This is a genomic window from Sphingomonas sp. TF3 (assembly GCF_003985085.1).
Classification (GTDB): domain Bacteria; phylum Pseudomonadota; class Alphaproteobacteria; order Sphingomonadales; family Sphingomonadaceae; genus Sphingomonas.
The window spans coordinates 19519-41376 of the sequence record NZ_RWKS01000010.1; the positions used below are offsets into that span (position 1 = coordinate 19519).

Consider the following 21858-nt stretch of genomic DNA (forward strand, 5'->3'; position numbering starts at 1 on the left):
TCGTAATCTCCCCGACACGCCCATAGGCTCCCGTTGATGAATGCCCCCGAAACGCCCCTGCTAACGCCTCCTCTGGCGCTTTATGTCCATTGGCCATTCTGCGTCTCGAAATGTCCCTATTGCGACTTTAACAGCCATGTCCGCGACAGCGTCGATCAGGCGGCGTGGCGCGACGCGTTGCTCGCCGACCTGGCCTATGAAGCGCAAGCGCTGCCGGGACGGCGGCTCGGCTCGATCTTCTTCGGCGGTGGCACGCCTTCGCTGATGCCGCCCGAGACGGTCGCGGCAGTAATCGACGCCGCCACCACCCACTGGCCCGCCGAGGCCGACATCGAAATCACGCTGGAGGCCAACCCCTCCTCGGTCGAAGCAGCACGCTTTGCCGACATTGCACGCGCCGGCGTCAACCGCGTGTCGCTCGGCCTGCAGGCGCTTGACGATGCCGCGCTCGCCTTTCTCGGCCGCGCGCATGATGTGGCCGAGGGCCTCGCCGCGCTCGACACCGCGCAAGCCGCCTTCGCGCGCGTCAGCTTCGACCTGATCTACGCCCGCCCCGGCCAGACGCTCGCCGCGTGGGAGGCCGAACTGGCGCGCGCGCTGGCCTTCGGCACCGAGCATCTCTCACTCTACCAATTGACGATCGAGCCCGGCACGCGCTTCGCGACCGAAGCGGCGGCGGGGCGGATCGTCATTCCGGACGGCGATTCCGCCGCCGATCTGTTCGAGACAACGCGTGCGATGACCGCAGCGGCGGGGCTGCCGGCTTATGAGATTTCCAACCATGCGCGGCTCGGCGCGGAGAGCCGCCACAACCTCGTTTACTGGCGCTATCGCGACTATGCCGGGGTCGGCCCCGGCGCACACGGCAGGCGGGGCGGGCTGGCAACGGCGCGCCACAAAAAGCCCGAAAACTGGATCGGTGCGGTCGCCCGCAACGGCCACGGCGCGCAGATCGAGGAGCCCCTCGCCCCAAATGCCCGCGCGACCGAGGCCTTGCTGATGGGCCTGCGCCTGCGCGAAGGCGTCGATCTCGCCCGGATCGCGCATCTGGGCGAGACAACGCCCGCCGCCCTCATCGACCAGACCGCCGCTGAGCGCCTTGAACAGCAAGGCCTGATCGCCCGCAACGGCGACCATCTCGGCGTCACCGAAGCGGGCATGCTGCTGCTCGACGCAATCCTGCCGCTGATCGTGCGGGGATAACCCCTCTTCCGTCATGCCGGGCTTGTCCCGGCATCCACCGTGCGTCCGGCTCCATCATCGAAAGGCGCGGACCACGGTGGCCCCCGGCATAAAGCCGGGGTGATGTCAGAAAATGCCTCAAGCCACGATCTTGTCCAGCGCCATACAAAACGCCTTCATCTCCGCTGCCGACCCCACCGTCACGCGGCTGACCGTCGGCCAGATCGGCCAGGACCGCCCGATCTCGACGCTTTCCTTGCGGAACGCCGCCTGCATCTCGCTGGCTTTCTTGGTTTTCCAGTCGATCATGAACATGTTGGCGTTGGTCGGCTTGACCTCGATCCCCTTGGCCTTGAGGTGGTCGAGCGTCAGCCCGCGCGCGGTCTGCATTTCGGCGCGGCGCGCGGCGATCAGCGGGGCTGCGGTCAGGCTCGCGGTCGCGCAGGCGATGCTGGTCACGGGCAGTGCGCCCGACTGCATGCCGCCATCATAGCGCATCATCTTGGCGATGTTCTTGGGGTTGGTGATGATATAGCCGACGCGCAGGCCCGCCATGCCGAACAGCTTGGAGAAGGTCCGCATCACAATCACATCGTCATGCTTTACCGCAAGATAGGACGCGACCGGCACGCCCGCGAAGTGCGTATAGGCCTCGTCGATCAGCACCATCGATCCGGCCGGCTTGTTGGCGATCAGCCATTCGATGTCGGCCAGCGGCGTGATCGTGCCGGTCGGGTTGTTGGGCGTACAGATATAATAGAGGCCCGCATCGGGGTTGGCCGCCAACATCGCCTTCACGTCATGCGTATAATCCGCCGTCAGCGGGACCGCCTTGACCGGTGCGCCCAGCCAAGCGGCGGTGCGCCCGGCCAGCTCGAAAGTCGGATCGGCGGTCACCAGCCCCTTGGTCGGCGAACAGAAGGTCACAACCGAGCGGCACAACGGGTCGCTCGACCCTGACCAGGGCGCGACATGGTCATAGGGGACGTTCTCGACCGCCATCACCGCCTTGATGAAATCGCCGCGCTGGTCCTGCGGCGAATAGCGATTGCCCTGCGACACCATGTTGGTTGCGGCCAGGGCACCCGGCGCGAGCGGGCCGGTCCAGCATTCGTTGGCACCGATCCGAACCTTCGCCGTGGGGGCCGGATCGGGCACCCCGCCCGAGGCCCAGGCCGGGCGACCGATCGACGCGGCCACCGCCCCTACCCCGAACACCGCCGCGATTCGCGCAAGGTCGCGCCGCGCAAAACCGCGGCTCAGCAGATCATCCTGCGATTCTTCATTGAGATAGGTGCTGTGCGTCATCGGATCGGACCCCCTGTTTTGCGAAAATCTCCCATCTCTCCTGCGCAGGCTCCCCGGCCCTTGGGAGGGAGTGTTCCGCAAATTGGACACAAAAGCTACATCTTGAAGCAGAAAAACTACTTCATTGTTTCAAACCCGTGAGATTCCGCGACATTTACCCCCGGACTCGCGGTTTTCGCGCGCGTCTTCAAACGTGCGAACCCACCGCGCCCTTTGCGTTGACTTTTTCGAGCAGCCCGTTAAGGGCACGCACTCTCTCGTCGCGCGTCAGCACGGCGGGACCGTCCGAGACAGTAGGTGACCGGGATTTGCCGGTCTTAATTTCCTGCCGAGACGGGGACAGGATTTTGCCGGGGCGGTTTTTCCGCGACCGGCCTGCCGCCTCCCACCAGGGGCGTCGCTCCCATTCCCCATCGCTGGACAACACCGGATGCGCATTTGCGTGCCCGGTTCGTAACCGGCCTTGCCGCTCGCGGTAAGGTCAAAACGTGGAGAATGGCATGGATCGTGCTCAAAAGACCGAGCTCGTCGCCGAGCTGAACCAGACGTTTGCCGAAGTCGGCGTGGTGGTTGTCACCCGCAACTTGGGCATGACGGTGGCTCAGTCGACCAAGCTGCGTAACGCAATGCGTGACGCAGGGGCGACCTACAAGGTCTCGAAGAACAAGCTTGCCAAGATCGCGCTGGACGGCACCGACTATACCTCGCTGGGCGCTCTGCTCACCGGGCCGGTCGGTCTCGCCAGCTCCATCGACCCTGTCGCAGCCGCCAAGGTGGTTGTCGACTTCGCCAAGACGACCGACAAGTTCGAGATCGTCGGCGGGGCGATGGGCGCGACCGTCCTCGACGTGGACGGCGTGAAGGCGCTCGCGACTCTGCCGTCGCTGGATGAACTGCGTGCCAAGATCGTTGGCCTTCTGGTTGCACCCGCAACCAAGGTCGCGACCATCACCCAGGCTCCTGCGGCACAGCTCGCCCGCGTTCTCATGGCCTATGCCGAGAAGGACACGGCGGACGCCTGATTTCAGGCCTTCGAGATTACACCCTGAACTGATTTTACTGGAGACTACACATGGCAGACCTCAACGCGCTGGTTGACCAGCTTTCCGCTCTGACCGTCCTCGAGGCGGCTGACCTTTCGAAGCTTCTCGAAGAGAAGTGGGGCGTTTCGGCCGCAGCAGCGGTTGCAGCAGCTCCGGCAGCTGGCGGCGGCGCCGCTGCTCCGGCTGCTGAAGAGCAGACCGAATTCGACGTCATCCTCACCGGCGACGGCGGCAAGAAGATCAACGTCATTAAGGAAGTCCGCGCGATCACCTCGCTCGGCCTGACCGAAGCCAAGACGCTGGTCGAATCCGCTCCGAAGGCGATCAAGGAAGGCGTGTCGAAGGACGAAGCCGCCAAGATCAAGGCCCAGCTGGAAGCAGCCGGCGCAACCGTCGAAGTCAAGTAAGCCGCAGCGGGGGCACGCGCAGCGCAGGCTGCGCGCACCTCCCGCAAGGCCGGCCGACAGCCCTCGGGCTGTTCGACGTCACGGGCTTTGCCCATGACGGTTCGCCAAACAAAAAGGGCGGCTCCTCGCGGAGCCGCCCTTTTTGCATTTCCACTGCAGCGGCCGCTAGCGCACCGCAGCGCTCACCACCCCAGGGTGCGCGTCACCGATGGCAGACGCATCGCCGATCCCAAGATCCACTCCCTGCTTCGCCGCTGCGCGCATCGCAACGGTAAAGCCGCTTCCAACAATCACCGCGCTCAACCACCCGACCAGCAGCGAATCCAGCACCAGCACCGGCCACAAGAGCGGTTTCGGTCCGAGGATCGCAAGTGCACCCAAAACATAATGCGGGATCATCAGCGGCAGGATCGCCACCAGCATGAAGACGAAGCTCCACAGCGTCTGACGCGCCATGATCGCAACCGATCGCCGCGGCCCGATTGCCGGGTTGCCCAGCGCCGCCGCGACAAACCACGGATGCAAAAGCACAGCCAGGATCTGCAGCACGATGAATTCCACCAGCAGCGGCCACCCTTCGCGCGGAAGAACGAACAACTGCAGCGCGGCAGAGGCCAGCTGCACGACCAGCACCACCGCAAACAATCGCACCGCGGGCATCTCCGGGCGGGCGGCGCGTGCCGGATCGCGCCACGCCAGGAAGCGCACGATCCAATAGGTCGGCACGGTCAGCGCCGCGACCTTGAGCAGCCCGAACCCCATGCGCCACGGATCATGCTCCAGCGCTTTTGCCGCAGCGACACTCGCATACAGACCAATCTTCACCTCGACCACGTGCTGCAGGACTTCGAACACTACCGGGACCATCGTCAGTAACGGGCACGCGATCATGAAGGCGATGCTGCCGCGATAGGTCTCTTTGAACGCTGTCCAAAACGTCATGCTTCGCCCCCCTCAAACCGCAAAATGTCGCCCGGCTGGCAGTCCAGCACGGCGCAAATCGCCTCCAATGTCGAAAAACGGATCGCGCGCGCCTTGCCCGTCTTCAGGATCGACAGATTGACCACGCTGATGTCGACCGCCGCCGCCAATTCGGTCAGCGTCATGCGGCGTGCGTGGAGCACGTCGTCGAGCTTCACCACCACCGGCATCAGACGGTGCCCGCCAGTTCGTCGCGCATCTCGGCACCGCGCGCGAACACCTGTGCCAGCACGAACAGCAGCAACACAGCAACCCAGCCGCCAAAAGCGGGCGTCCAAGTGGCGAACTGCACATGCAGCGCGGCGAACCACGCCGTCATCGCACCCTGCACGAGGTCGAGTAGCTGCAATCCCAGCATCGCCCAGGCGATCACGCGGATCCGCGTGGCATTTGCGGCCGTAAACGGATCGCCGCGCCGCACCGTGTCGAGGATCGCCAGTAATTGGGTCAGGATGCGGTGCAGCACCAGCCCTGCGACAACGCCCCACACCATTACCATCCGCAGCGCGAGCATCGCGCCCTGAACGTTCAGCGTCGGCCCATATTTACGCACCAGCCGCGCGACGATCCAGCCATCCACCGGAAACGACAACAGGACCGCCGCGACAAAACCGACGAGGCACACCAGATTGATCAGAAGGAACAGCCGCACCGCGAAGCGCGACGCCTTCAAAACTCGATCGTGCCCACCCATCGCGGTCTCCTTTACGATTATCGATATGGTATTTATCGATAATCGTAAAGTCGTCAGCGCGTCTCCGCGATCGGATAGGGCAAGGCCGCGACGCTATCGTACATGCGCGGCGGCGCATCGAGGCGGAACGGCTGCAGCTTGGCCTCGGCCCCGCGATCGATGCCGATGACATAGGAGCGCGCGGTCTGTCCGCTGCCACCGGCCCAGTCATAGGTGAGATTGACCGTCAGCACCGGCACGAACAGCACCTTGCCCGAAACGTCCAGCGGCTCGAGCGTCTGCTTGGGATGCATCGCCATGCCGCCCAGTTCGATCGTCGCGCCCGGCGGCAAATCGAACGGCGCGGTGATGGGCTGCGCGATCGACGCGGCAAACACCGCCGCAATCTGCGCATCCTGCTGCGTGCCCGCGCTCAGCAGGCGCACGTCGAGGCGGATGCCGGTCGCCGCGCTGCCCCCTGCGTTGTGCACGACGATCGTGTAGTCGACGGCGGCGCTCAGCACATTGGTGCCAGCCCGCTTGGGAACCAAAGTGACTTCGATCAGGGCCCGCGCGTCTGGCGCAGCTTCGGGCGGGATTGGTGCGGGCGGCGCTTGCGGCGGCGGCGCGACCGACTCTGTGACCGCAGGCGGCAGCACGCCGTCTCCGCCCGCCGGATGCAACAGGAAGATCTCGTGGTCGCGGTCACGACGCCCATCGCCGCGATCAGCCTCGCGGCGACGCCACCACCACCAACCGAGCGCTCCCAGCGCCAACACCAGCGCCACGCCGCCAAGCCCCAGTCCGATCGCGGGCATGGCCGATTCCGGCGGCGGCACGCTTGCCGCACTGCCAGGTGTCGGCAGCGCTGCGGGCAAGGCGGTTGGTGAGGAAGGGGACTCCACCGGTGCCGGTTCGGCGGTCACTGTGGGGAGCGTCGTTGACTGAGAAGTCGGAATTGCCGTCGTCGTCGCCAACGGTGTCCGGCTCGGAGTCGGGGTAGGCGCAGCGCGCGGTGCCACAGCCGGGCGAACGGCCGGGGTCGCGCGCGCGGTCGGCACCACTGGCGGCGGCTGCACGCGCTCGGCAGCGGGCCGGTCGGACGACGCGTCGCGGCGCGGCAGCGCGCTGATCGTCGGTTCGGGCGTCGGCACCACCGGCCGGGGGCGCGACGACGGCAGATTGAAGTCGTCCAGCCCCGGCAAGGGTTTGACGTCCGTGGTGTTCTGCGCCTGCGCTGCGGTGGCGATCCCTAGCAACATCGCCGTCACGGCAAGGAAAGGGATCGGTTTCACCCTGACGGGCATAACGACAAATCCCGCCCCGCCAAGCCGTCTCTCCTGCCATTGGGCCAGGCTGCACCAGGCGTGCGGGCGGCGCATCGCGAAATGCCTCTGCCTTGGCACCCCCGCCCGTCCCGCTTCTGTCGCGCCCTTCCCTCCATTTCGGAGAGATCGCGGGCTGCGGAACGAAGGATGGGTCCAGTGTGGCCCCAATACCCCTGCCCCGTGCTATTTTGCACAGTGGCACCGCGCTCGACGAGATCACTGTCCCATCTCCGGCACCCCTGCCGGAACCCGATGGAGGATGTCATGGCTACCACGCAGATCCACGTCACCAAATGCGACAATGAATTGATCCTGCTCGCATCCCAGCCGCAAGGCAGCAGCGAGCTGATCCATGTCAAGGCCGGCTACAATGCGCCGGTCGATGCGACGATCGTCCCGCAATATATTCTGAACGGCGGCCAATATACGCTGACCATGATCGGCATCAATTGGGGCAACCCGTCGGCGTTCGAGGTGCGCGTCACCACCGACGGCAAGGAAACGCTCTATCCCAACAAGCCGCTCCCGAGCGACGTCGGCGTTGTGTGGACGCAGTCGATCCCGATGACGGTATAATACTGCCGAAGTCCGCGCGGGCCGTGCGACCTCGCCCAGCGAGCGCGCACGGCCCCGCCCGCGCGCACGGCGTTTGACACCACGCCCCGCCCTGCCTATATGGCGCGTTCCACTGCAATTTTCGGGAAATGATGTGCCGTCGCGCAGCACATCGATCGTATTGGAGATTGTAGTATCTAGAGACGCTTACAAGCTGCTGTCATCCGATGAGGAGGACATGCGGCTTTTTGCGTCTTTGGAGCGTGCCCGCCCGGTGGATTCCGGGCCAGATTATACAGCTTGAGGGCAGACATCTCCATGGCGACCAAAGCAATCGACGGCAGCACCCCTACGCGGCGCGCCGAAAGCGGCACGGCCAAGCGCCGCATCCGCAAGGTTTTCGGCAATATCCACGAAGTGGTGCAGATGCCGAACCTGATCGAGGTTCAGCGCGAATCCTACGAACAGTTCCTGCGCTCCGATCCGTCGATCGGCTATGTCTCCGGTCTCGAAAAGACACTGCGCTCGGTCTTCCCGATCCGCGATTTCGCCGGCACCGCCGAGCTCGACTTCGTGAATTACGAGCTTGAGCCGCCGAAGTTCGACACCGACGAATGCCGCCAGCGCGGCATCACCTATGCGGCGCCAATGCGCGTCACGCTGCGCCTGATTGTGTTCGAGGTGGATGCCGACACCGATTCGCGCTCGGTCCTCGATATCAAGGAGCAGGACGTCTACATGGGCGACATGCCCCTGATGACGGGCAACGGCACCTTCATCATCAACGGCACCGAACGCGTCATCGTGTCGCAGATGCACCGCTCGCCGGGCGTGCTGTTCGACCATGACCGCGGCAAGACCCACGCCTCGGGCAAGTATCTCTTTGCAGCCCGCGTGATCCCGTATCGCGGTTCGTGGCTCGATTTCGAATTCGACGCCAAGGACATCGTCAACGTCCGCATCGACCGCAAGCGCAAGCTGCCCGTCACAGCGTTGCTCTATGCGCTCGGCATGACCGGTGAGGAAATCCTCAACCACTTCTACAACCGCGTGACCTTCGTCCGTGGCCAGGGTGGCTGGATCATCCCGTTCCAGGCCGAGAACTGGCGTGGCCAGAAGCCGATGTACGACATCATCGACGCCAAGACCGGCGAGATCGTGTTCGCCAACGGCCAGAAGATCAGCCCCCGCGCCGCCAACAAGGCAGCCAAGGACGGCCTGACCGACCTGCTGATCCCGACCGAGGAAATCTTCGGCCGCTATTCGGCTTATGATCTCATCAACGACAATACCGGCCAGATCTACATCGAGGCGGGCGACGAAGTGTCGGCCGAGAACCTCGAATTGCTCGACCAGGCCGGTATCGATCGCATCGAACTGCTCGACATCGATCACGTCGCCACCGGCGCATGGATCCGCAACACGCTCAAGGTCGACAAGGCCGAGGAGCGCGAACAGGCACTGTCGGACATCTACCGCGTCATGCGCCCTGGCGAGCCGCCAACGCTCGAAACCGCAGAGTCGCTGTTCTCGGGCCTGTTCTTCGATCCCGATCGCTACGATCTGTCGGCGGTGGGTCGCGTCAAGCTCAACATGCGCCTCGACCTCGATGCCGAGGACACGGTCACCACGCTGCGCACCGAGGACATCCTCGCCGTCATCAAGACGCTGGTCGATCTGAAGGACGGCAAGGGTGACATCGACGATATCGATAACCTCGGTAACCGTCGTGTCCGTTCGGTCGGCGAATTGCTGGAAAACCAGTATCGCGTCGGTCTGCTCCGCATGGAGCGCGCCGTGAAGGAGCGCATGTCGTCGGTCGACGTGTCGACGGTGATGCCGAACGACCTGATCAACGCCAAGCCGGCGGTTGCCGCGGTCCGCGAATTCTTCGGCTCGTCGCAGCTGTCGCAGTTCATGGATCAGACCAACCCGCTGTCGGAAGTCACCCACAAGCGCCGCGTGTCGGCCCTTGGGCCGGGTGGTCTGACGCGTGAACGCGCCGGCTTCGAAGTCCGCGACGTTCACCCGACCCATTATGGCCGCATCTGCCCGATCGAAACGCCGGAAGGCCCGAACATCGGTCTGATCAACAGCCTCGCGTCGTTCAGCCGCGTCAACAAGTATGGCTTCATCGAAACGCCGTACCGCAAGGTCATCGATCACAAGGTGACCGACGACGTCGTGTACCTGTCGGCGATGGAAGAGGCCAAGCACACGATCGCGCAGGCCAACGCCGAACTGAACGCCGACAAGGGCTTTGTCGAAGAACTCGTCTCGTCGCGTCAGGCGGGCGAATTCCTGATGGCGATCCCCAACAACATCACGTTGATGGACGTCAGCCCCAAGCAGCTCGTCTCGGTCGCGGCATCGCTCATTCCGTTCCTGGAAAACGATGACGCCAACCGCGCACTGATGGGCTCGAACATGCAGCGTCAGGCCGTGCCGCTGGTCCAGGCCGAGGCACCGTTTGTCGGCACCGGCATGGAAGAGACCGTTGCGCGCGATTCGGGCGCTGCGATCTCGGCCAAGCGCGCCGGCATCGTTGACCAGGTCGATGCGTCGCGTATCGTCATCCGCGCAACCGGCGATGTCGAAGCCGGCCAGTCGGGCGTCGACATCTACACGCTGATGAAGTTCCAGCGCTCGAACCAGAACACCTGCATCAACCAGCGTCCGCTGGTGAAGGTGGGCGACGTGATCACCGCTGGCGACGTCATCGCCGACGGCCCGTCGACCGAATTCGGTGAGCTGGCGCTGGGCCGCAACGCGCTCGTCGCGTTCATGCCCTGGAACGGCTACAATTATGAGGACTCGATCCTCATTTCCGAGCGTATCGTGAAGGACGACGTCTTCACCTCGATCCACATCGAGGAATTCGAAGTCATGGCGCGCGACACCAAGCTCGGGCCGGAAGACATCACGCGCGATATCCCGAACGTCGGCGAGGAGGCGCTCCGCAACCTCGACGAAGCGGGCATCGTGTACATCGGCGCCGAAGTCGAGCCGGGCGATATTCTCGCGGGCAAGATCACGCCGAAGGGCGAAAGCCCGATGACGCCGGAAGAAAAGCTGCTCCGCGCCATCTTCGGTGAAAAGGCGTCGGACGTGCGCGACACCTCGCTGCGCCTGCCGCCGGGCGTTGCTGGTACCGTCGTCGAGGTCCGGGTGTTCAACCGCCACGGCATCGACAAGGACGAGCGCGCGATGGCGATCGAGCGCGAGGAAATCGAGCGCCTGAAGAAGGACTCGGACGACGAGCGCACCATTCTGAACCGTGCGACCTGGTCGCGCCTGAAGGAAATGCTGATCGGCCAGACCGCGACCGCCGTTCCCAAGAACGGCCCCAAGAAGGGCGTGGTCATCGATGAGGACGTGCTCGACAGCGTCGATCGTCACGAATGGTGGAAGTTCGCGGTTGCCGACGACAAGGTCCAGAGCGATCTGGAAGCGGTCAAGGCGCAGTATGACGATGCCGCCAAGCTGATCCTCGACAAGTTCCACGATCGTCGCGACAAGCTCGAGCGTGGTGACGAGCTGCCGCCAGGCGTGCTCAAGATGGTCAAGGTGTTCGTCGCGGTGAAGCGCAAGCTGCAGCCGGGCGACAAGATGGCCGGCCGTCACGGCAATAAGGGCGTCATCTCGCGCATCCTGCCGGCCGAGGACATGCCGTTCCTCGCCGACGGGACGCCGGTTGATCTCGTGCTCAACCCGCTGGGTGTGCCGTCGCGCATGAACGTCGGGCAGATCTTCGAAACGCATCTCGGCTGGGCCGCCCGCAATCTCGGTCAGCAAGTCCATCGTGCGCTGGAAGATTGGCGCGAAGCCAACCCCGAACCCGCACCGGGCGCGATGCCCGACGCGGTCAAGGCGCGGCTGCTCGAAGTGTATGGCGAGCATTATGCGGCCGACATCGAGGCGCGCGATGCCGACCAGATCATCGAGCTGGCGGAAAACCTGAAGACCGGCATCCCGATGGGAACGCCCGTGTTCGACGGTGCGCGTGAAGCGGACGTTTCGGCGATGCTGGAACTGGCCGGTCTCGACACCTCGGGTCAGTCGGAACTGTTCGACGGTCGTACCGGCGACAAGTTCGACCGCAAGGTCACCGTGGGCATCATCTACATGCTCAAGCTGCACCATCTGGTCGACGACAAGATCCACGCCCGGTCGATCGGGCCGTACTCGCTCGTCACGCAGCAGCCGCTGGGTGGTAAGGCGCAGTTCGGTGGTCAGCGCTTCGGTGAAATGGAGGTCTGGGCGCTTCAGGCATATGGTGCTGCGTACACCTTGCAGGAAATGCTCACGGTCAAGTCCGATGACGTCGTCGGGCGCACCAAGGTCTATGAGGCGATCGTCAAGGGTGACGACACGTTCGAGGCCGGTATTCCGGAGAGCTTCAACGTGCTCGTCAAGGAAATGCGCTCGTTGGGTCTGAACATCGAACTGACCACGACCGAGCATTTCGACAGCGACGGCGTCGCGATCGCGGCGGAGTAAAATCTTCTCCCTCTCCCCGCTCGCGGGGAGAGGGTCGGGGAGAGGGGCACCTCTCCTCAAACCATTTCCAAGCCGGGAGAGACTGCCCCTCTCCCCTGCCCTCTCCCCGCCAGCGGGGAGAGGGAGAGAAGGAAGCAAAATGAACGAACTCACAAACTTCGCGAACCCGGTCATCAAGGCCGAGACCTTCGACCAGATCCAGATCGGCATCGCCTCCCCGGACAAGATCCGCTCGTGGTCGTTCGGTGAGATCAAGAAGCCGGAAACCATCAACTATCGCACGTTCAAGCCCGAGCGTGACGGCCTGTTCTGCGCGCGCATCTTCGGTCCGATCAAGGATTACGAATGCCTGTGCGGCAAGTACAAGCGCATGAAGTATAAGGGCATCGTCTGCGAAAAGTGCGGCGTCGAGGTTACCGTCTCGAAGGTTCGTCGTGAGCGCATGGGCCATATCGAGCTGGCCGCGCCGGTTGCGCACATCTGGTTCCTGAAGTCGCTGCCGTCGCGCATCGGCTTGCTGCTCGACATGCAGCTCAAGCAGCTCGAGCGCGTGCTGTACTTCGAGGCCTACATCGTGATCGAGCCGGGCATCACCCCGCTCGAAAAGTACCAGCTGATGACCGAGGACGAACTCCTCGACGCGCAGGACGAATATGGCGAAGACGCCTTCTCGGCCGGCATCGGTGCAGAAGCCGTGCGCATCATGCTGCAGGACCTCGATCTCGAGGGTGAGCGCAAGGAGCTGCTCGAAGAGCTCGCGGTCACCAAGTCCGAGCTGAAGCCCAAGAAGATCATCAAGCGCTTGAAGGTCGTCGAGAGCTTCATCGAATCCGGCAACCGCCCCGAATGGATGATCCTCGAAGTCGTGCCGGTCATCCCGCCCGAACTGCGCCCGCTGGTGCCGCTCGACGGTGGCCGCTTCGCGACCTCGGATCTGAACGATCTGTATCGCCGCGTGATCAACCGTAACAACCGCTTGAAGCGCCTGATGGAGCTGCGTGCGCCGGACATCATCGTCCGCAACGAAAAGCGCATGCTGCAGGAAGCCGTCGACGCATTGTTCGACAATGGCCGCCGCGGTCGCACCATCACGGGAGCTAACAAGCGTCCGCTCAAGTCGCTGTCCGACATGCTCAAGGGCAAGCAGGGCCGCTTCCGTCAGAACCTGCTCGGCAAGCGCGTCGATTACTCGGGCCGCTCGGTCATCGTGACCGGTCCGGAACTCAAGCTGCACCAGTGCGGCCTGCCGAAGAAGATGGCGCTCGAGCTGTTCAAGCCGTTCATCTACGCCCGTCTCGATGCCAAGGGTCTCTCCATGACCCTCAAGCAGGCGAAGAAGTGGGTCGAGAAGGAGCGCAAGGAAGTCTGGGACATCCTCGACGAAGTCATTCGCGAGCATCCGGTCATGCTCAACCGCGCTCCTACCCTTCACCGTCTCGGCATCCAGGCGTTCGAGCCCGTGCTGATCGAGGGCAAGGCGATCCAGCTTCACCCGCTGGTCTGCTCGGCCTTCAACGCCGACTTTGACGGTGACCAGATGGCGGTCCACGTGCCGCTCTCGCTGGAAGCCCAGCTCGAAGCGCGCGTGCTGATGATGTCGACCAACAACATCCTGTCGCCCGCGAACGGCAAGCCGATCATCGTGCCGTCGCAGGACATGGTGCTGGGTCTGTATTATCTGTCGATGCTCAAGGAGGGCGAGCCCGGCGAAGGCATGATGATCTCCGACATGCAGGAGGTGCATCACGCGCTCGAGGCTGGCGCGGTCACGCTCCACACCAAGATCATCAGCCGCGTTCCGCAGACCGATGAGCAGGGCAACCAGTATCTCAAGCGCTATGAGACCACCCCGGGTCGCATGTTGCTGGGTGAGTGCCTGCCGCAATCGTCCAAGGTGCCGTTCGACACCGTCAACCGCCTGCTGACCAAGAAGGACGTCGGCGACGTGATCGACGAGGTCTATCGTCACACCGGCCAGAAGGAGACCGTGCTGTTCGCCGACGCGATCATGTCGCTTGGCTTCCGCCACGCGTTCAAGGCCGGCATTTCGTTCGGCAAGGACGACATGATCATTCCAGACGCCAAGGTCGGTCTCGTCGACGAGACGCGCGGCCTGGTGAAGGACTTCGAGCAGCAATATCAGGACGGTCTGATCACGCAGCAGGAGAAGTACAACAAGGTGATCGACGCCTGGAGCCGTTGCGGTGATCAGGTGGCGAACGCCATGATGGAAGAGATCAAGGCGGTTAAGCGCTACGAGGACGGCCCCAATAAGGGTCGGGAGAAGCCGATCAACTCGATCTACATGATGGCCCACTCGGGTGCCCGCGGTTCGCAGGCACAGATCAAGCAGCTCGCCGGTATGCGCGGCCTTATGGCCAAGCCGTCAGGCGAGATCATCGAAACGCCGATCATCTCGAACTTCAAGGAAGGCCTGACCGTCCTTGAATATTTCAACTCCACCCACGGCGCTCGTAAGGGCCTCGCGGATACGGCGTTGAAGACGGCGAACTCGGGCTATCTGACGCGTCGTCTGGTCGACGTTTCGCAGGATTGCGTGATCATGGAGCTCGATTGCGGCACGACCCGCGCGCTGGAAATGCGGGCGATCGTGCAGGGCGGCTCGACCATCGCGTCGCTCGGCGAGCGTATCCTGGGTCGCACCACGGCCGAGGACATCATCGACAGCAAGACCGGCGAGATCGTTATCCCGTCGGGCACGCTGCTCGACGAGCCGATGGTCGCGCAGATCGAGGCGATCGGCACGCAATCGTGCAAGATCCGTTCGCCGCTCGTTTGCGAAACCAAGATCGGCGTCTGCGGCAAGTGCTACGGGCGCGATCTCGCCCGCGGTACGCCAGTCAACATCGGTGAAGCCGTCGGCGTCATCGCGGCGCAGTCGATCGGTGAGCCGGGCACGCAGCTGACCATGCGTACCTTCCACATCGGTGGTGCGGCACAGCTGAACGAACAGTCCAACCTGGAGGCAGTGGCCGACGGCACGATGGAATATCGTGATCTTCGCACCATCACCGACCAGCGCGGCCGCCGCGTGGTGCTCTCGCGTTCGGGTGAAATCGCGATCGTCGACATGGACGGCCGCGAGCGTGCAGTGCACCGCATTCCCTACGGTGCGTACGTACTGTTCGACGACAAGCACATCGTGTCGAAGGGTGATCGTCTGGCGGAATGGGATCCGTTCACCATGCCGGTCATCACCGAGAACCCCGGCGTCGTGAAGTATCAGGATCTGATCGAGGGCAAGACGCTCACCGAGCAGGCCGACGAAGCCACCGGCATCTCGCAGCGGGTCGTGATCGAGTATCGCGCCAGCGGCAAGACCAAGGAGGATCTCCGTCCGCGCCTGACCCTCACCGGCGAAAGCGCCGAGGAGGCCGGTCGCTACATGCTCGTCCCGGGCGCAACGCTCTCGGTCGAGGATGGTGCTACGGTTCAGGGCGGTGACGTTCTCGCCCGTGTCAGCCGCGAAAGCGCCAAGACGCGTGACATCACCGGCGGTCTGCCGCGCGTTGCCGAGCTGTTCGAAGCGCGCAAGCCCAAGGAAAATGCGATCATCGCAAAGGTCTCGGGCCGCGTGGTGTTCGGCAAGGACTATAAGGCGAAGCGCAAGATCGGCATCCAGCCCGAGGACGGCGGTGATGTCGTGGAGTATCTGGTGCCCAAGTCGAAGGTCATCGACGTGCAGGAAGGCGATTACGTCAAGCGCGGCGACAATTTGATCGGCGGCAGCCCCGATCCGCACGACATTCTCGAAGTGCTCGGCATCGAGCCCTTGGCCGAATATCTCGTGTCGGAAATCCAGGAGGTCTATCGTCTCCAGGGCGTGAAGATCAACGACAAGCACATCGAAACGATCGTTCGTCAGATGCTGCAAAAGGTCGAGATCACCGACGGCGGCGACACCACGCTGCTGGCCGGCGAACAGGTCGACCGCGACGAGATGGACGAGATCAACTCGAAGATCGGTAAGAAGGACCGTCCGGCCCAGGGCAAGCCCGTCCTGCTCGGCATCACCAAGGCGTCGCTGCAAACGCGCAGCTTCATCTCGGCGGCGTCGTTCCAGGAAACCACGCGCGTGCTCACCGAAGCCTCGGTACAGGGCAAGAAGGACACGCTCACGGGCTTGAAGGAGAACGTGATCGTGGGTCGTCTGATCCCGGCTGGCACCGGTGCGGGCATGAACCGCCTGCGCGTTACCGCTTCGTCGCGCGATGCGGCGCTGCGGGTCCAGCAGCGGCGCATGGCCGAGGTGTCGATCATCGCACCGAACTCGGCCAAGGAAGAGCATGACGCCGAACTCGCTCGCTCGCCGCGCGATGCCGGTGGCATCGGTGACGATGCGCTGGCGGCCGTGACGCCGTCGGGCCATGGCACCGATGCGGATGCGGGTGAGTATCTGAACCAGGAGTAATCCTGTCAGGTAGGGCACCACGCCCGATCTGACGTAAAAAGCCGCCGTCCGGGCAACCGGGCGGCGGTTTTTTGGTTGGAGAGGCAGGCCACCGACTCCCCGTCACGGGACCGTTCCGGCCCGGCGCACCGCTCATTCAGCGTGGTCCGCGAATCGCACAAAATTGGTCTGGTTAAGCCCAATTATCGTCCCAGGTTCTGCTCAGGTTCTATCCATCGCCGAACCACAAAATTTGGACATCTCTGCGCGCGATGCGGTAAATCGCCGAAACACAACGACTTGCTTCTGCGGTCGGGCACGCCCCCCTGTCATCGAATTGCAACTTTGGCATAGCCTTTGCGAACAGCATTGGTTATACATTGGCGTACCGTAGCGGTGCAATAAGACACCAATGTGATACCACATGATGCGGTAGAGTGGGTGGCCCCGGGCAGGACCGGGGCTTCGGATCGGAGGTCAGCCTGCGCTGTCTGGCCGATGTATTGGGGAGGGTTCTGATTTATGCGACTTCATACCGTTTTGTTGACCTCGAGCATCCTTGCCGGTCTCGCCAGCGCACCGGCGATGGCACAAACCGCAACGCCGGATGCAGCGGCGGCCGCACAGGCCCCCGCGCCGCAGGCCGATACTGCGTCGAATGACGATATCGTCGTCACCGGTATCCGCGAGAGCCTGCGCAGCGCCATCTCGGTAAAGCGCAACGCCAATGCCGTCGTCGACGTGATCACATCCGAGGCGATCGGCAAGTTCCCGGATCGCAACGTCGCGGAATCGCTGTCGCACATCCCCGGCGTCAGCATCGATCGCCGCTTTGGCGAAGGCGAGAAGGTCGCCATTCTCGGCACCGATCCCGCGCTCAACCGCATGCTGCTAGACGGCCATGCGCTGGCCTCGGCCGATTGGGGCGGCAATGACAACGATCCGTCCAGCCGCACCTTCAACTATTCGCTGCTTGCCCCCGAACTGGTCGAGCGCCTCGAAGTGTACAAGTCGCCGGAGCCGCGCATCGAAGAGGGCAGCCTTGGCGGTACCGTCATCGTGCGCACGCGCCGTCCGCTCGACACGCCGGCAAATTCGATCTTCGCCTCGGGCGGCTACAGCTACAATGATCGTTCGGACAAGGGCAATTTCCGCGGTTCGGGCCTGTACAGCTGGAAGAACAAGGACGACACCTTCGGCGTCCTGATCGCGGGTGGCTATGACAAGCAGACCATCACGCGCGCTGGCGTGGAATTCTTCGGCTATCAGAGCGGCGCGGACTTCTTCCAGAAGAATGCCGACGGCACCGTAAAGCGCGACGCGGCGGGCCAGGGCATCCTGCAGAACCCCAATGCGACGATCACCGGTGGCACCAAAGAAGACCTGATCAAGGCGGTCGCGCCGTTCGGCATCAACTACGCCTATTTCCAGCAGACGCGCGAGCGCAAGACCGTTTCGGGCACCGTGCAATATCGCCCGGCACCGAACCTGACGCTGACCCTCAACGGGCTGCACATTGACGGCAATTACAACAATTACAGCCAGTCGATGTACACCATCCCCGTCGCGTGGACGGGTAACGTCCTGCAATCGGCCAACGTGTCGAATGGTGTCGTCAATGCCGCCTCGTTTGGCGCAGCGACCAGTCAGAGCGCGGAGCTCGACACCAATGTTCGCCACACCAGCCTGAAGACCAATAACCTGAACTTCTTCGCCGATTGGGAAGGCAGCGGCGGTGCCAAGGTCAACTTCGCGGGCGGATGGAGCCGCGCGGTCGGCGGTCGCAATCCTGAGTATCTGTTCAACACCCAAACCAAGCTGCCGTTCAGCTATGCCTTTGGCCCCAACAGCGCGACCGTCAACTTCGTCGGCGACCTGACCAACCCCGCCAATTACTTCACCAATCCGAACAACAACCCGGCGCAAATCGAAGGCAAGCCGGTTATCGTCAACGGCACGCAGCTGATCGGCGCGCAGATCGGCGGCCTCGATTACAGCGTCACCACCGACCGCGACGTGTTCGGCGGCTATGACGCTACGATCCCGGTCAGTTTCGGTCCGTTCACGCAGATCCTGCTCGGCAGCAAGATCACCGACCACGTCAACCGGCTCGATGCGCGCGGCGTCAACACCTATATGACGAGCTCGAAAACGCTGGCGCAACTCGGCGTGGCGACCACGACGACGCCCGACGGCACGTTCGACGGCAGCGGCGGCTCGGGCAATGCCACTAAATATATCAACCTGTCGCAACAGGCGGTGATCGACCTCCTCGCCAACGCGATCAACAGCCCGCTGGTCGCCAAGGTCGGTGCCTCGACCAAGGTGCAGGAAACCGTCGCAGCGTCCTACGTCCAGGCCAATTTCGACCAGGGCGGCGTGCGCGGCAATATCGGAGGTCGTCTGGTCTATACCCGCGACATCTCGACCTATGCGACGACGCTGAGCAACACCGTCGCGCCGGTGCCCGTCCCGACGCGCACCACCAGCGATTATCTGAAGTTCCTGCCAAGCCTCAATATCGCATATTCGGTCACCCCACAGGTGATCGTGCGCGGTGCCGTTGCTCGCGTGATTTCGCGTCCGCGTTATGAGGATCTGGCAGCAGCGACCTCGCTCAACGACATCACGCTCGACGGTGGCGGCGGCAACCCTAACCTGAAGCCGTATGAGTCGACCAATTACGAACTGACGGCGGAATGGTATCCGCGCGCTGGCACGTTGGTCTCGCTCGAACTGTTCCGTCGCGATATCTCGAACTACATCATCAACACCCGCACCGACACGGTGTTCTACAACTCGCTGCAGGGCAAGTTGACCAGCTACAGCGTCAACCAGCCGATCAACGGCGGCAAGGCCAAGGTCAACGGCGTGCTGGTGGCGGGCCAGGCGGAAATCTGGGGCGGTTTCGGCCTTCAGGCGAACTATTCGTATCAGGACAGCTCGACCTCGTCGGTCGACACCACCGGTGCCTCGCTCAACCTGCCCTATCTGTCGCATCACACCGTCAACGTGATCCCCTATTTCGAAAAGGGTCCGCTGCAGGCGCGGCTGAGCTACAACTATCGGTCGTCCTATTTCCGCACGATCGGCCGTCTGGGCTCGCGCGAAATGGTGGCACCGTATAGCCAGCTCGATTTCTCGCTGGGTGTGAAGGTCATTCCGGCAGTGACCTTGTCGTTCAACGCGCAGAACCTGCTCGATTCGACCTATCTGCAATATAACGCGACGCCCGATCGTCCGACCGCTTTCTACAAGAACGGTCGCACCTTCGTCGGCTCGATCTCCTTCCGCATGTAACCCCCCTCCCCCTGCATGCGGCAGCGCCGCCGCCCGGACCCCCGGGCGGCGGCTTTTTTTTGGGGTGGGGGCACGACCGGTATGCCCTCCATACCAGGCCTTCGCTCACCCCATCCGCACCACGCGCGTACCCAGCCGTTCGGCCTCCGCCGGGTCGTGCGTCACCATCAGGATCGGCAGGCGCAGCACGTCGCGAATATGTTCGATCGCCTGCATCACCTCCTCGCGCCGGGGCCGGTCAAGCGACGACAGCGGCTCGTCAAGCAGCAGGAAGCCCGGATTGCTCAGCAGCACCCGCCCGATCGCGACCCGCCGTGCCTCACCGCCTGACAGCGTATGCGGCCAGCGGTCGAGCAGGTCGGCTATCCCCAGGAAATTCAGGCGATCGCCGATCTCCGCACTGCGCCCGGCCCCGTACAGCAAATTGCCGCGCACGCGCAGATGCGGGAACAGCCGCGGCTCCTGGAAGACATAGCCTGCGCGGCGGCGCTCGGGCGGGACGTCCACACCGTCCCCGAACAGTGCGTCGCCACCAACGCGCACATGCCCGGCATCGGGGCGCAGCAGCCCCGCCACCATGTTGAGCACGCTGGTCTTGCCCACGCCCGACCGGCCAAACAGGATCGTCGCGCCCGGCCCCGCGCTGGGCCCCGGTTCCAGCGTCAGCGCGATCTCGGTCGTACCGATCCGCTTGGTCAGTGCGACATCAAAGGACATGGTGCCCCGACCCCATCCGCCGCGCCAGCACTTCCGACGCGACCAAAGCCGCCAGTGACAGCGCGACCGATATCCACGATAGCCGCCACGCCATCGCCTCACCGCCCGGCTGCTGCAGCGCGCTGTAGATCGCCAGCGGCAAAGTCCGCGTCTGCCCGGGCACGTTGGAGACGAAGGTGATCGTCGCGCCAAACTCGCCGATCGAGCGTGCAAAGCCCAGCACTGCGCCCGCAAGGATGCCGGGCACACTCAGCGGCAGCGTGATCGTCCAGAATACACGCGCCCTCCCGGCCCCCAGCGTGCGCGCGGCGCTCTCCAACCGCTGATCGACCGCCTCGATCGACAGCCGCATCGCGCGCACCGTCAGCGGCAGCGCCATCACCGCCGCCGCAATCGCCGCCCCGGTCCAGCGGAACAGCACCGACACCCCGAACAGCGCCTCGAGCGGTGCGCCGATCACCCCGCGCGGGGCAAAGGCCAGCAACAGCACCCAGCCCGTCACCACCGGCGGCACCACCAGCGGCAAATGCACCGCTGCATCAAGCAGCACCTTGCCCGGAAAGCGCACCCGCGCCAGTATCCAGGCCAGCGTAAAGGCCACCGGCAGCGTCGCCGCCATCGCCACCGCGCCGACCTGCAACGACAGCAGGACGATGCCCCATTCCTCTGAGGTGAGCATTACCGCGCGCTGAAGCCGAAGCGCGCGAAGATCGCCCGGCCGCTGCGCGACAGCAGAAAGCGGCGGAACCCCTCCGCCTCGCGGTTCGTCGAGCTTTTCAGGCGCGCCAGCGGATAGGTGATCGGCGGATAACTGCGCGGCGGGAACACGCCTGCGATCCGGACGGCGGACGAGGCACGCGCATCGGTCGCGTAAACAATGCCGAGCGGTGCCGCCCCACGCTCGACCAGCGCCAGCGCCGCACGCACGCTGTCCCCGGCGACGACATGCGGTTGCACCTGCGCCCACACGCCAAGCGCGATCAGCGCGGCCTTGCCGTAGCGCCCGGCCGGCACGCTGTCGGGGTCCGCCATCGCCAGCGGCCCCGCCGCCAGCAGCCGCACCAGTGCGGCCGAGGCCAACGGCACCTTCACCGGGTTGCCCACGGCCGCGACGATCACCAGCCGATTGCCGAGAAAGGGCGCGCGGGTGCCCTGCACCAGCAGCCCCTTGGCTGCGACATCATCCATCCATGCCTGGTCCGCCGAAACGAACAGGTCGGCAGGTGCGCCAGCCGTGATCTGGCGCGCGAGCGCCGAGGAGGCGGCGAAGGACAGCACGGGTTCGGCATGGCCCTGCGCCGCCCAGGCGTGCCCCGCTGCAGTCATTGCCTCCTGCAGGCTGGCTGCGGCCAGCACCAGCGGTCCTTGCGACTGAGGTCTCGCCACCGCGGGGGCAATCCCGGTCAGAAATAGCAACAGGAGCAGGAGGCGTTTCATGGCCCGTCCATACGAT

At 64.0% G+C, this 21858-nt stretch carries 15 protein-coding genes; 7 read left to right on the forward strand and 8 right to left on the reverse strand.

What is annotated here, in order from left to right; genetic code table 11:
- Window positions 1–36: 36 nt before the first annotated feature.
- On the forward strand, window positions 37–1203 hold the full coding sequence (hemW, locus tag EJC47_RS10675) for a radical SAM family heme chaperone HemW (RefSeq protein ID WP_126847509.1): 1167 nt from the start codon (window positions 37–39) through the stop codon (window positions 1201–1203).
- Window positions 1204–1320: 117 nt separating this feature from the next.
- Here hemW and EJC47_RS10680 read toward each other — a convergent pair whose 3' ends face one another.
- Complete coding sequence (locus tag EJC47_RS10680; protein ID WP_126847512.1) at window positions 1321–2490, reverse strand: pyridoxal phosphate-dependent aminotransferase; 1170 nt, start codon at window positions 2488–2490, stop codon at window positions 1321–1323.
- 500 nt (window positions 2491–2990) lie between these two features.
- Here EJC47_RS10680 and rplJ point away from each other — a divergent pair, with 500 nt between their 5' ends.
- Both rplJ and rplL read left to right on the forward strand, forming a co-directional pair.
- On the forward strand, window positions 2991–3512 hold the full coding sequence (gene rplJ, locus EJC47_RS10685; protein ID WP_126847514.1) for a 50S ribosomal protein L10: 522 nt from the start codon (window positions 2991–2993) through the stop codon (window positions 3510–3512).
- A 50-nt stretch (window positions 3513–3562) separates the two neighbouring features.
- Window positions 3563–3940 (forward strand): 50S ribosomal protein L7/L12, encoded by a 378-nt coding sequence (gene rplL, locus EJC47_RS10690; RefSeq protein ID WP_010407636.1) that lies wholly within the window; start codon window positions 3563–3565, stop codon window positions 3938–3940.
- Between the two features lie 165 nt (window positions 3941–4105).
- On the opposite strand, the gene EJC47_RS10695 is transcribed toward rplL, so the two are convergent.
- The 4 genes from EJC47_RS10695 to EJC47_RS21360 are packed head-to-tail and all read right to left on the reverse strand — an operon-like array spanning window position 4106 to window position 6976.
- Window positions 4106–4882, reverse strand: a complete 777-nt coding sequence (locus tag EJC47_RS10695) for a hypothetical protein (protein WP_126847516.1) — start codon at window positions 4880–4882, stop codon at window positions 4106–4108.
- The gene (locus EJC47_RS10700; protein ID WP_126847518.1) at window positions 4879–5091 is read right to left on the reverse strand and encodes a helix-turn-helix domain-containing protein; all 213 of its coding nucleotides are present in this window, start codon (window positions 5089–5091) and stop codon (window positions 4879–4881) included. Before EJC47_RS10700 ends, EJC47_RS10695 begins: the two co-directional genes overlap by 4 nt.
- Window positions 5091–5615, reverse strand: a complete 525-nt coding sequence (locus tag EJC47_RS10705) for a DUF2975 domain-containing protein (RefSeq protein WP_126847520.1) — start codon at window positions 5613–5615, stop codon at window positions 5091–5093. Before EJC47_RS10705 ends, EJC47_RS10700 begins: the two co-directional genes overlap by 1 nt.
- Window positions 5616–5668: 53 nt before the next feature.
- Entirely contained in the window at window positions 5669–6976 is a 1308-nt protein-coding gene (locus tag EJC47_RS21360; protein ID WP_260591540.1) for a hypothetical protein, read from the reverse strand.
- 210 nt (window positions 6977–7186) lie between these two features.
- On the opposite strand from EJC47_RS21360, the gene EJC47_RS10715 reads away from it, so the two are divergent.
- The 4 genes from EJC47_RS10715 (at window position 7187) to EJC47_RS10730 (ending at window position 19688) form a co-directional block, all read left to right on the forward strand.
- Window positions 7187–7498, forward strand: a complete 312-nt coding sequence (locus tag EJC47_RS10715; RefSeq protein ID WP_126847522.1) for a hypothetical protein — start codon at window positions 7187–7189, stop codon at window positions 7496–7498.
- A 297-nt stretch (window positions 7499–7795) separates the two neighbouring features.
- Window positions 7796–11977, forward strand: coding sequence for a DNA-directed RNA polymerase subunit beta (gene rpoB / locus EJC47_RS10720; RefSeq protein WP_033963913.1), 4182 nt, complete (start codon window positions 7796–7798; stop codon window positions 11975–11977).
- Between the two features lie 139 nt (window positions 11978–12116).
- Window positions 12117–16409 carry a DNA-directed RNA polymerase subunit beta' gene (gene rpoC / locus EJC47_RS10725; RefSeq protein ID WP_126847524.1) on the forward strand — a complete coding sequence of 1431 codons (4293 nt, stop codon included), beginning with the start codon at window positions 12117–12119 and terminating at the stop codon, window positions 16407–16409.
- A 501-nt stretch (window positions 16410–16910) separates the two neighbouring features.
- On the forward strand, window positions 16911–19688 hold the full coding sequence (locus EJC47_RS10730) for a TonB-dependent receptor (protein WP_126847526.1): 2778 nt from the start codon (window positions 16911–16913) through the stop codon (window positions 19686–19688).
- Between the two features lie 105 nt (window positions 19689–19793).
- Here the strand turns inward: EJC47_RS10730 and EJC47_RS10735 are convergent, their stop codons facing one another.
- Genes EJC47_RS10735 through modA form a run of 3 tightly spaced genes read right to left on the reverse strand, consistent with a single transcriptional unit; the run spans window position 19794 to window position 21842 of the window.
- Window positions 19794–20405, reverse strand: coding sequence for an ATP-binding cassette domain-containing protein (locus EJC47_RS10735; RefSeq protein WP_126847528.1), 612 nt, complete (start codon window positions 20403–20405; stop codon window positions 19794–19796).
- A complete protein-coding gene (modB, locus tag EJC47_RS10740) occupies window positions 20395–21084 on the reverse strand; it encodes a molybdate ABC transporter permease subunit (RefSeq protein ID WP_033964990.1) in 690 nt (229 codons plus the stop codon). The genes EJC47_RS10735 and modB overlap by 11 nt, the downstream gene beginning before the upstream one ends.
- The gene (gene modA, locus EJC47_RS10745) at window positions 21084–21842 is read right to left on the reverse strand and encodes a molybdate ABC transporter substrate-binding protein (protein ID WP_126847530.1); all 759 of its coding nucleotides are present in this window, start codon (window positions 21840–21842) and stop codon (window positions 21084–21086) included. Before modA ends, modB begins: the two co-directional genes overlap by 1 nt.
- Window positions 21843–21858: the final 16 nt, after the last annotated feature.

What these genes read in the sequence shown, in the direction of transcription:
- hemW (WP_126847509.1), top strand. Translation starts at nt 37, where the DNA reads ATGAATGCCCCCGAAACGCCCCTGCTAACGCCTCCTCTGGCGCTTTAT.
- EJC47_RS10680 (WP_126847512.1), bottom strand. Translation starts at nt 2,490, where the DNA reads ATGACGCACAGCACCTATCTCAATGAAGAATCGCAGGATGATCTGCTG.
- rplJ (WP_126847514.1), top strand. Translation starts at nt 2,991, where the DNA reads ATGGATCGTGCTCAAAAGACCGAGCTCGTCGCCGAGCTGAACCAGACG.
- rplL (WP_010407636.1), top strand. Translation starts at nt 3,563, where the DNA reads ATGGCAGACCTCAACGCGCTGGTTGACCAGCTTTCCGCTCTGACCGTC.
- EJC47_RS10695 (WP_126847516.1), bottom strand. Translation starts at nt 4,882, where the DNA reads ATGACGTTTTGGACAGCGTTCAAAGAGACCTATCGCGGCAGCATCGCC.
- EJC47_RS10700 (WP_126847518.1), bottom strand. Translation starts at nt 5,091, where the DNA reads ATGCCGGTGGTGGTGAAGCTCGACGACGTGCTCCACGCACGCCGCATG.
- EJC47_RS10705 (WP_126847520.1), bottom strand. Translation starts at nt 5,615, where the DNA reads ATGGGTGGGCACGATCGAGTTTTGAAGGCGTCGCGCTTCGCGGTGCGG.
- EJC47_RS21360 (WP_260591540.1), bottom strand. Translation starts at nt 6,976, where the DNA reads ATGCGCCGCCCGCACGCCTGGTGCAGCCTGGCCCAATGGCAGGAGAGA.
- EJC47_RS10715 (WP_126847522.1), top strand. Translation starts at nt 7,187, where the DNA reads ATGGCTACCACGCAGATCCACGTCACCAAATGCGACAATGAATTGATC.
- rpoB (WP_033963913.1), top strand. Translation starts at nt 7,796, where the DNA reads ATGGCGACCAAAGCAATCGACGGCAGCACCCCTACGCGGCGCGCCGAA.
- rpoC (WP_126847524.1), top strand. Translation starts at nt 12,117, where the DNA reads ATGAACGAACTCACAAACTTCGCGAACCCGGTCATCAAGGCCGAGACC.
- EJC47_RS10730 (WP_126847526.1), top strand. Translation starts at nt 16,911, where the DNA reads ATGCGACTTCATACCGTTTTGTTGACCTCGAGCATCCTTGCCGGTCTC.
- EJC47_RS10735 (WP_126847528.1), bottom strand. Translation starts at nt 20,405, where the DNA reads ATGTCCTTTGATGTCGCACTGACCAAGCGGATCGGTACGACCGAGATC.
- modB (WP_033964990.1), bottom strand. Translation starts at nt 21,084, where the DNA reads ATGCTCACCTCAGAGGAATGGGGCATCGTCCTGCTGTCGTTGCAGGTC.
- modA (WP_126847530.1), bottom strand. Translation starts at nt 21,842, where the DNA reads ATGAAACGCCTCCTGCTCCTGTTGCTATTTCTGACCGGGATTGCCCCC.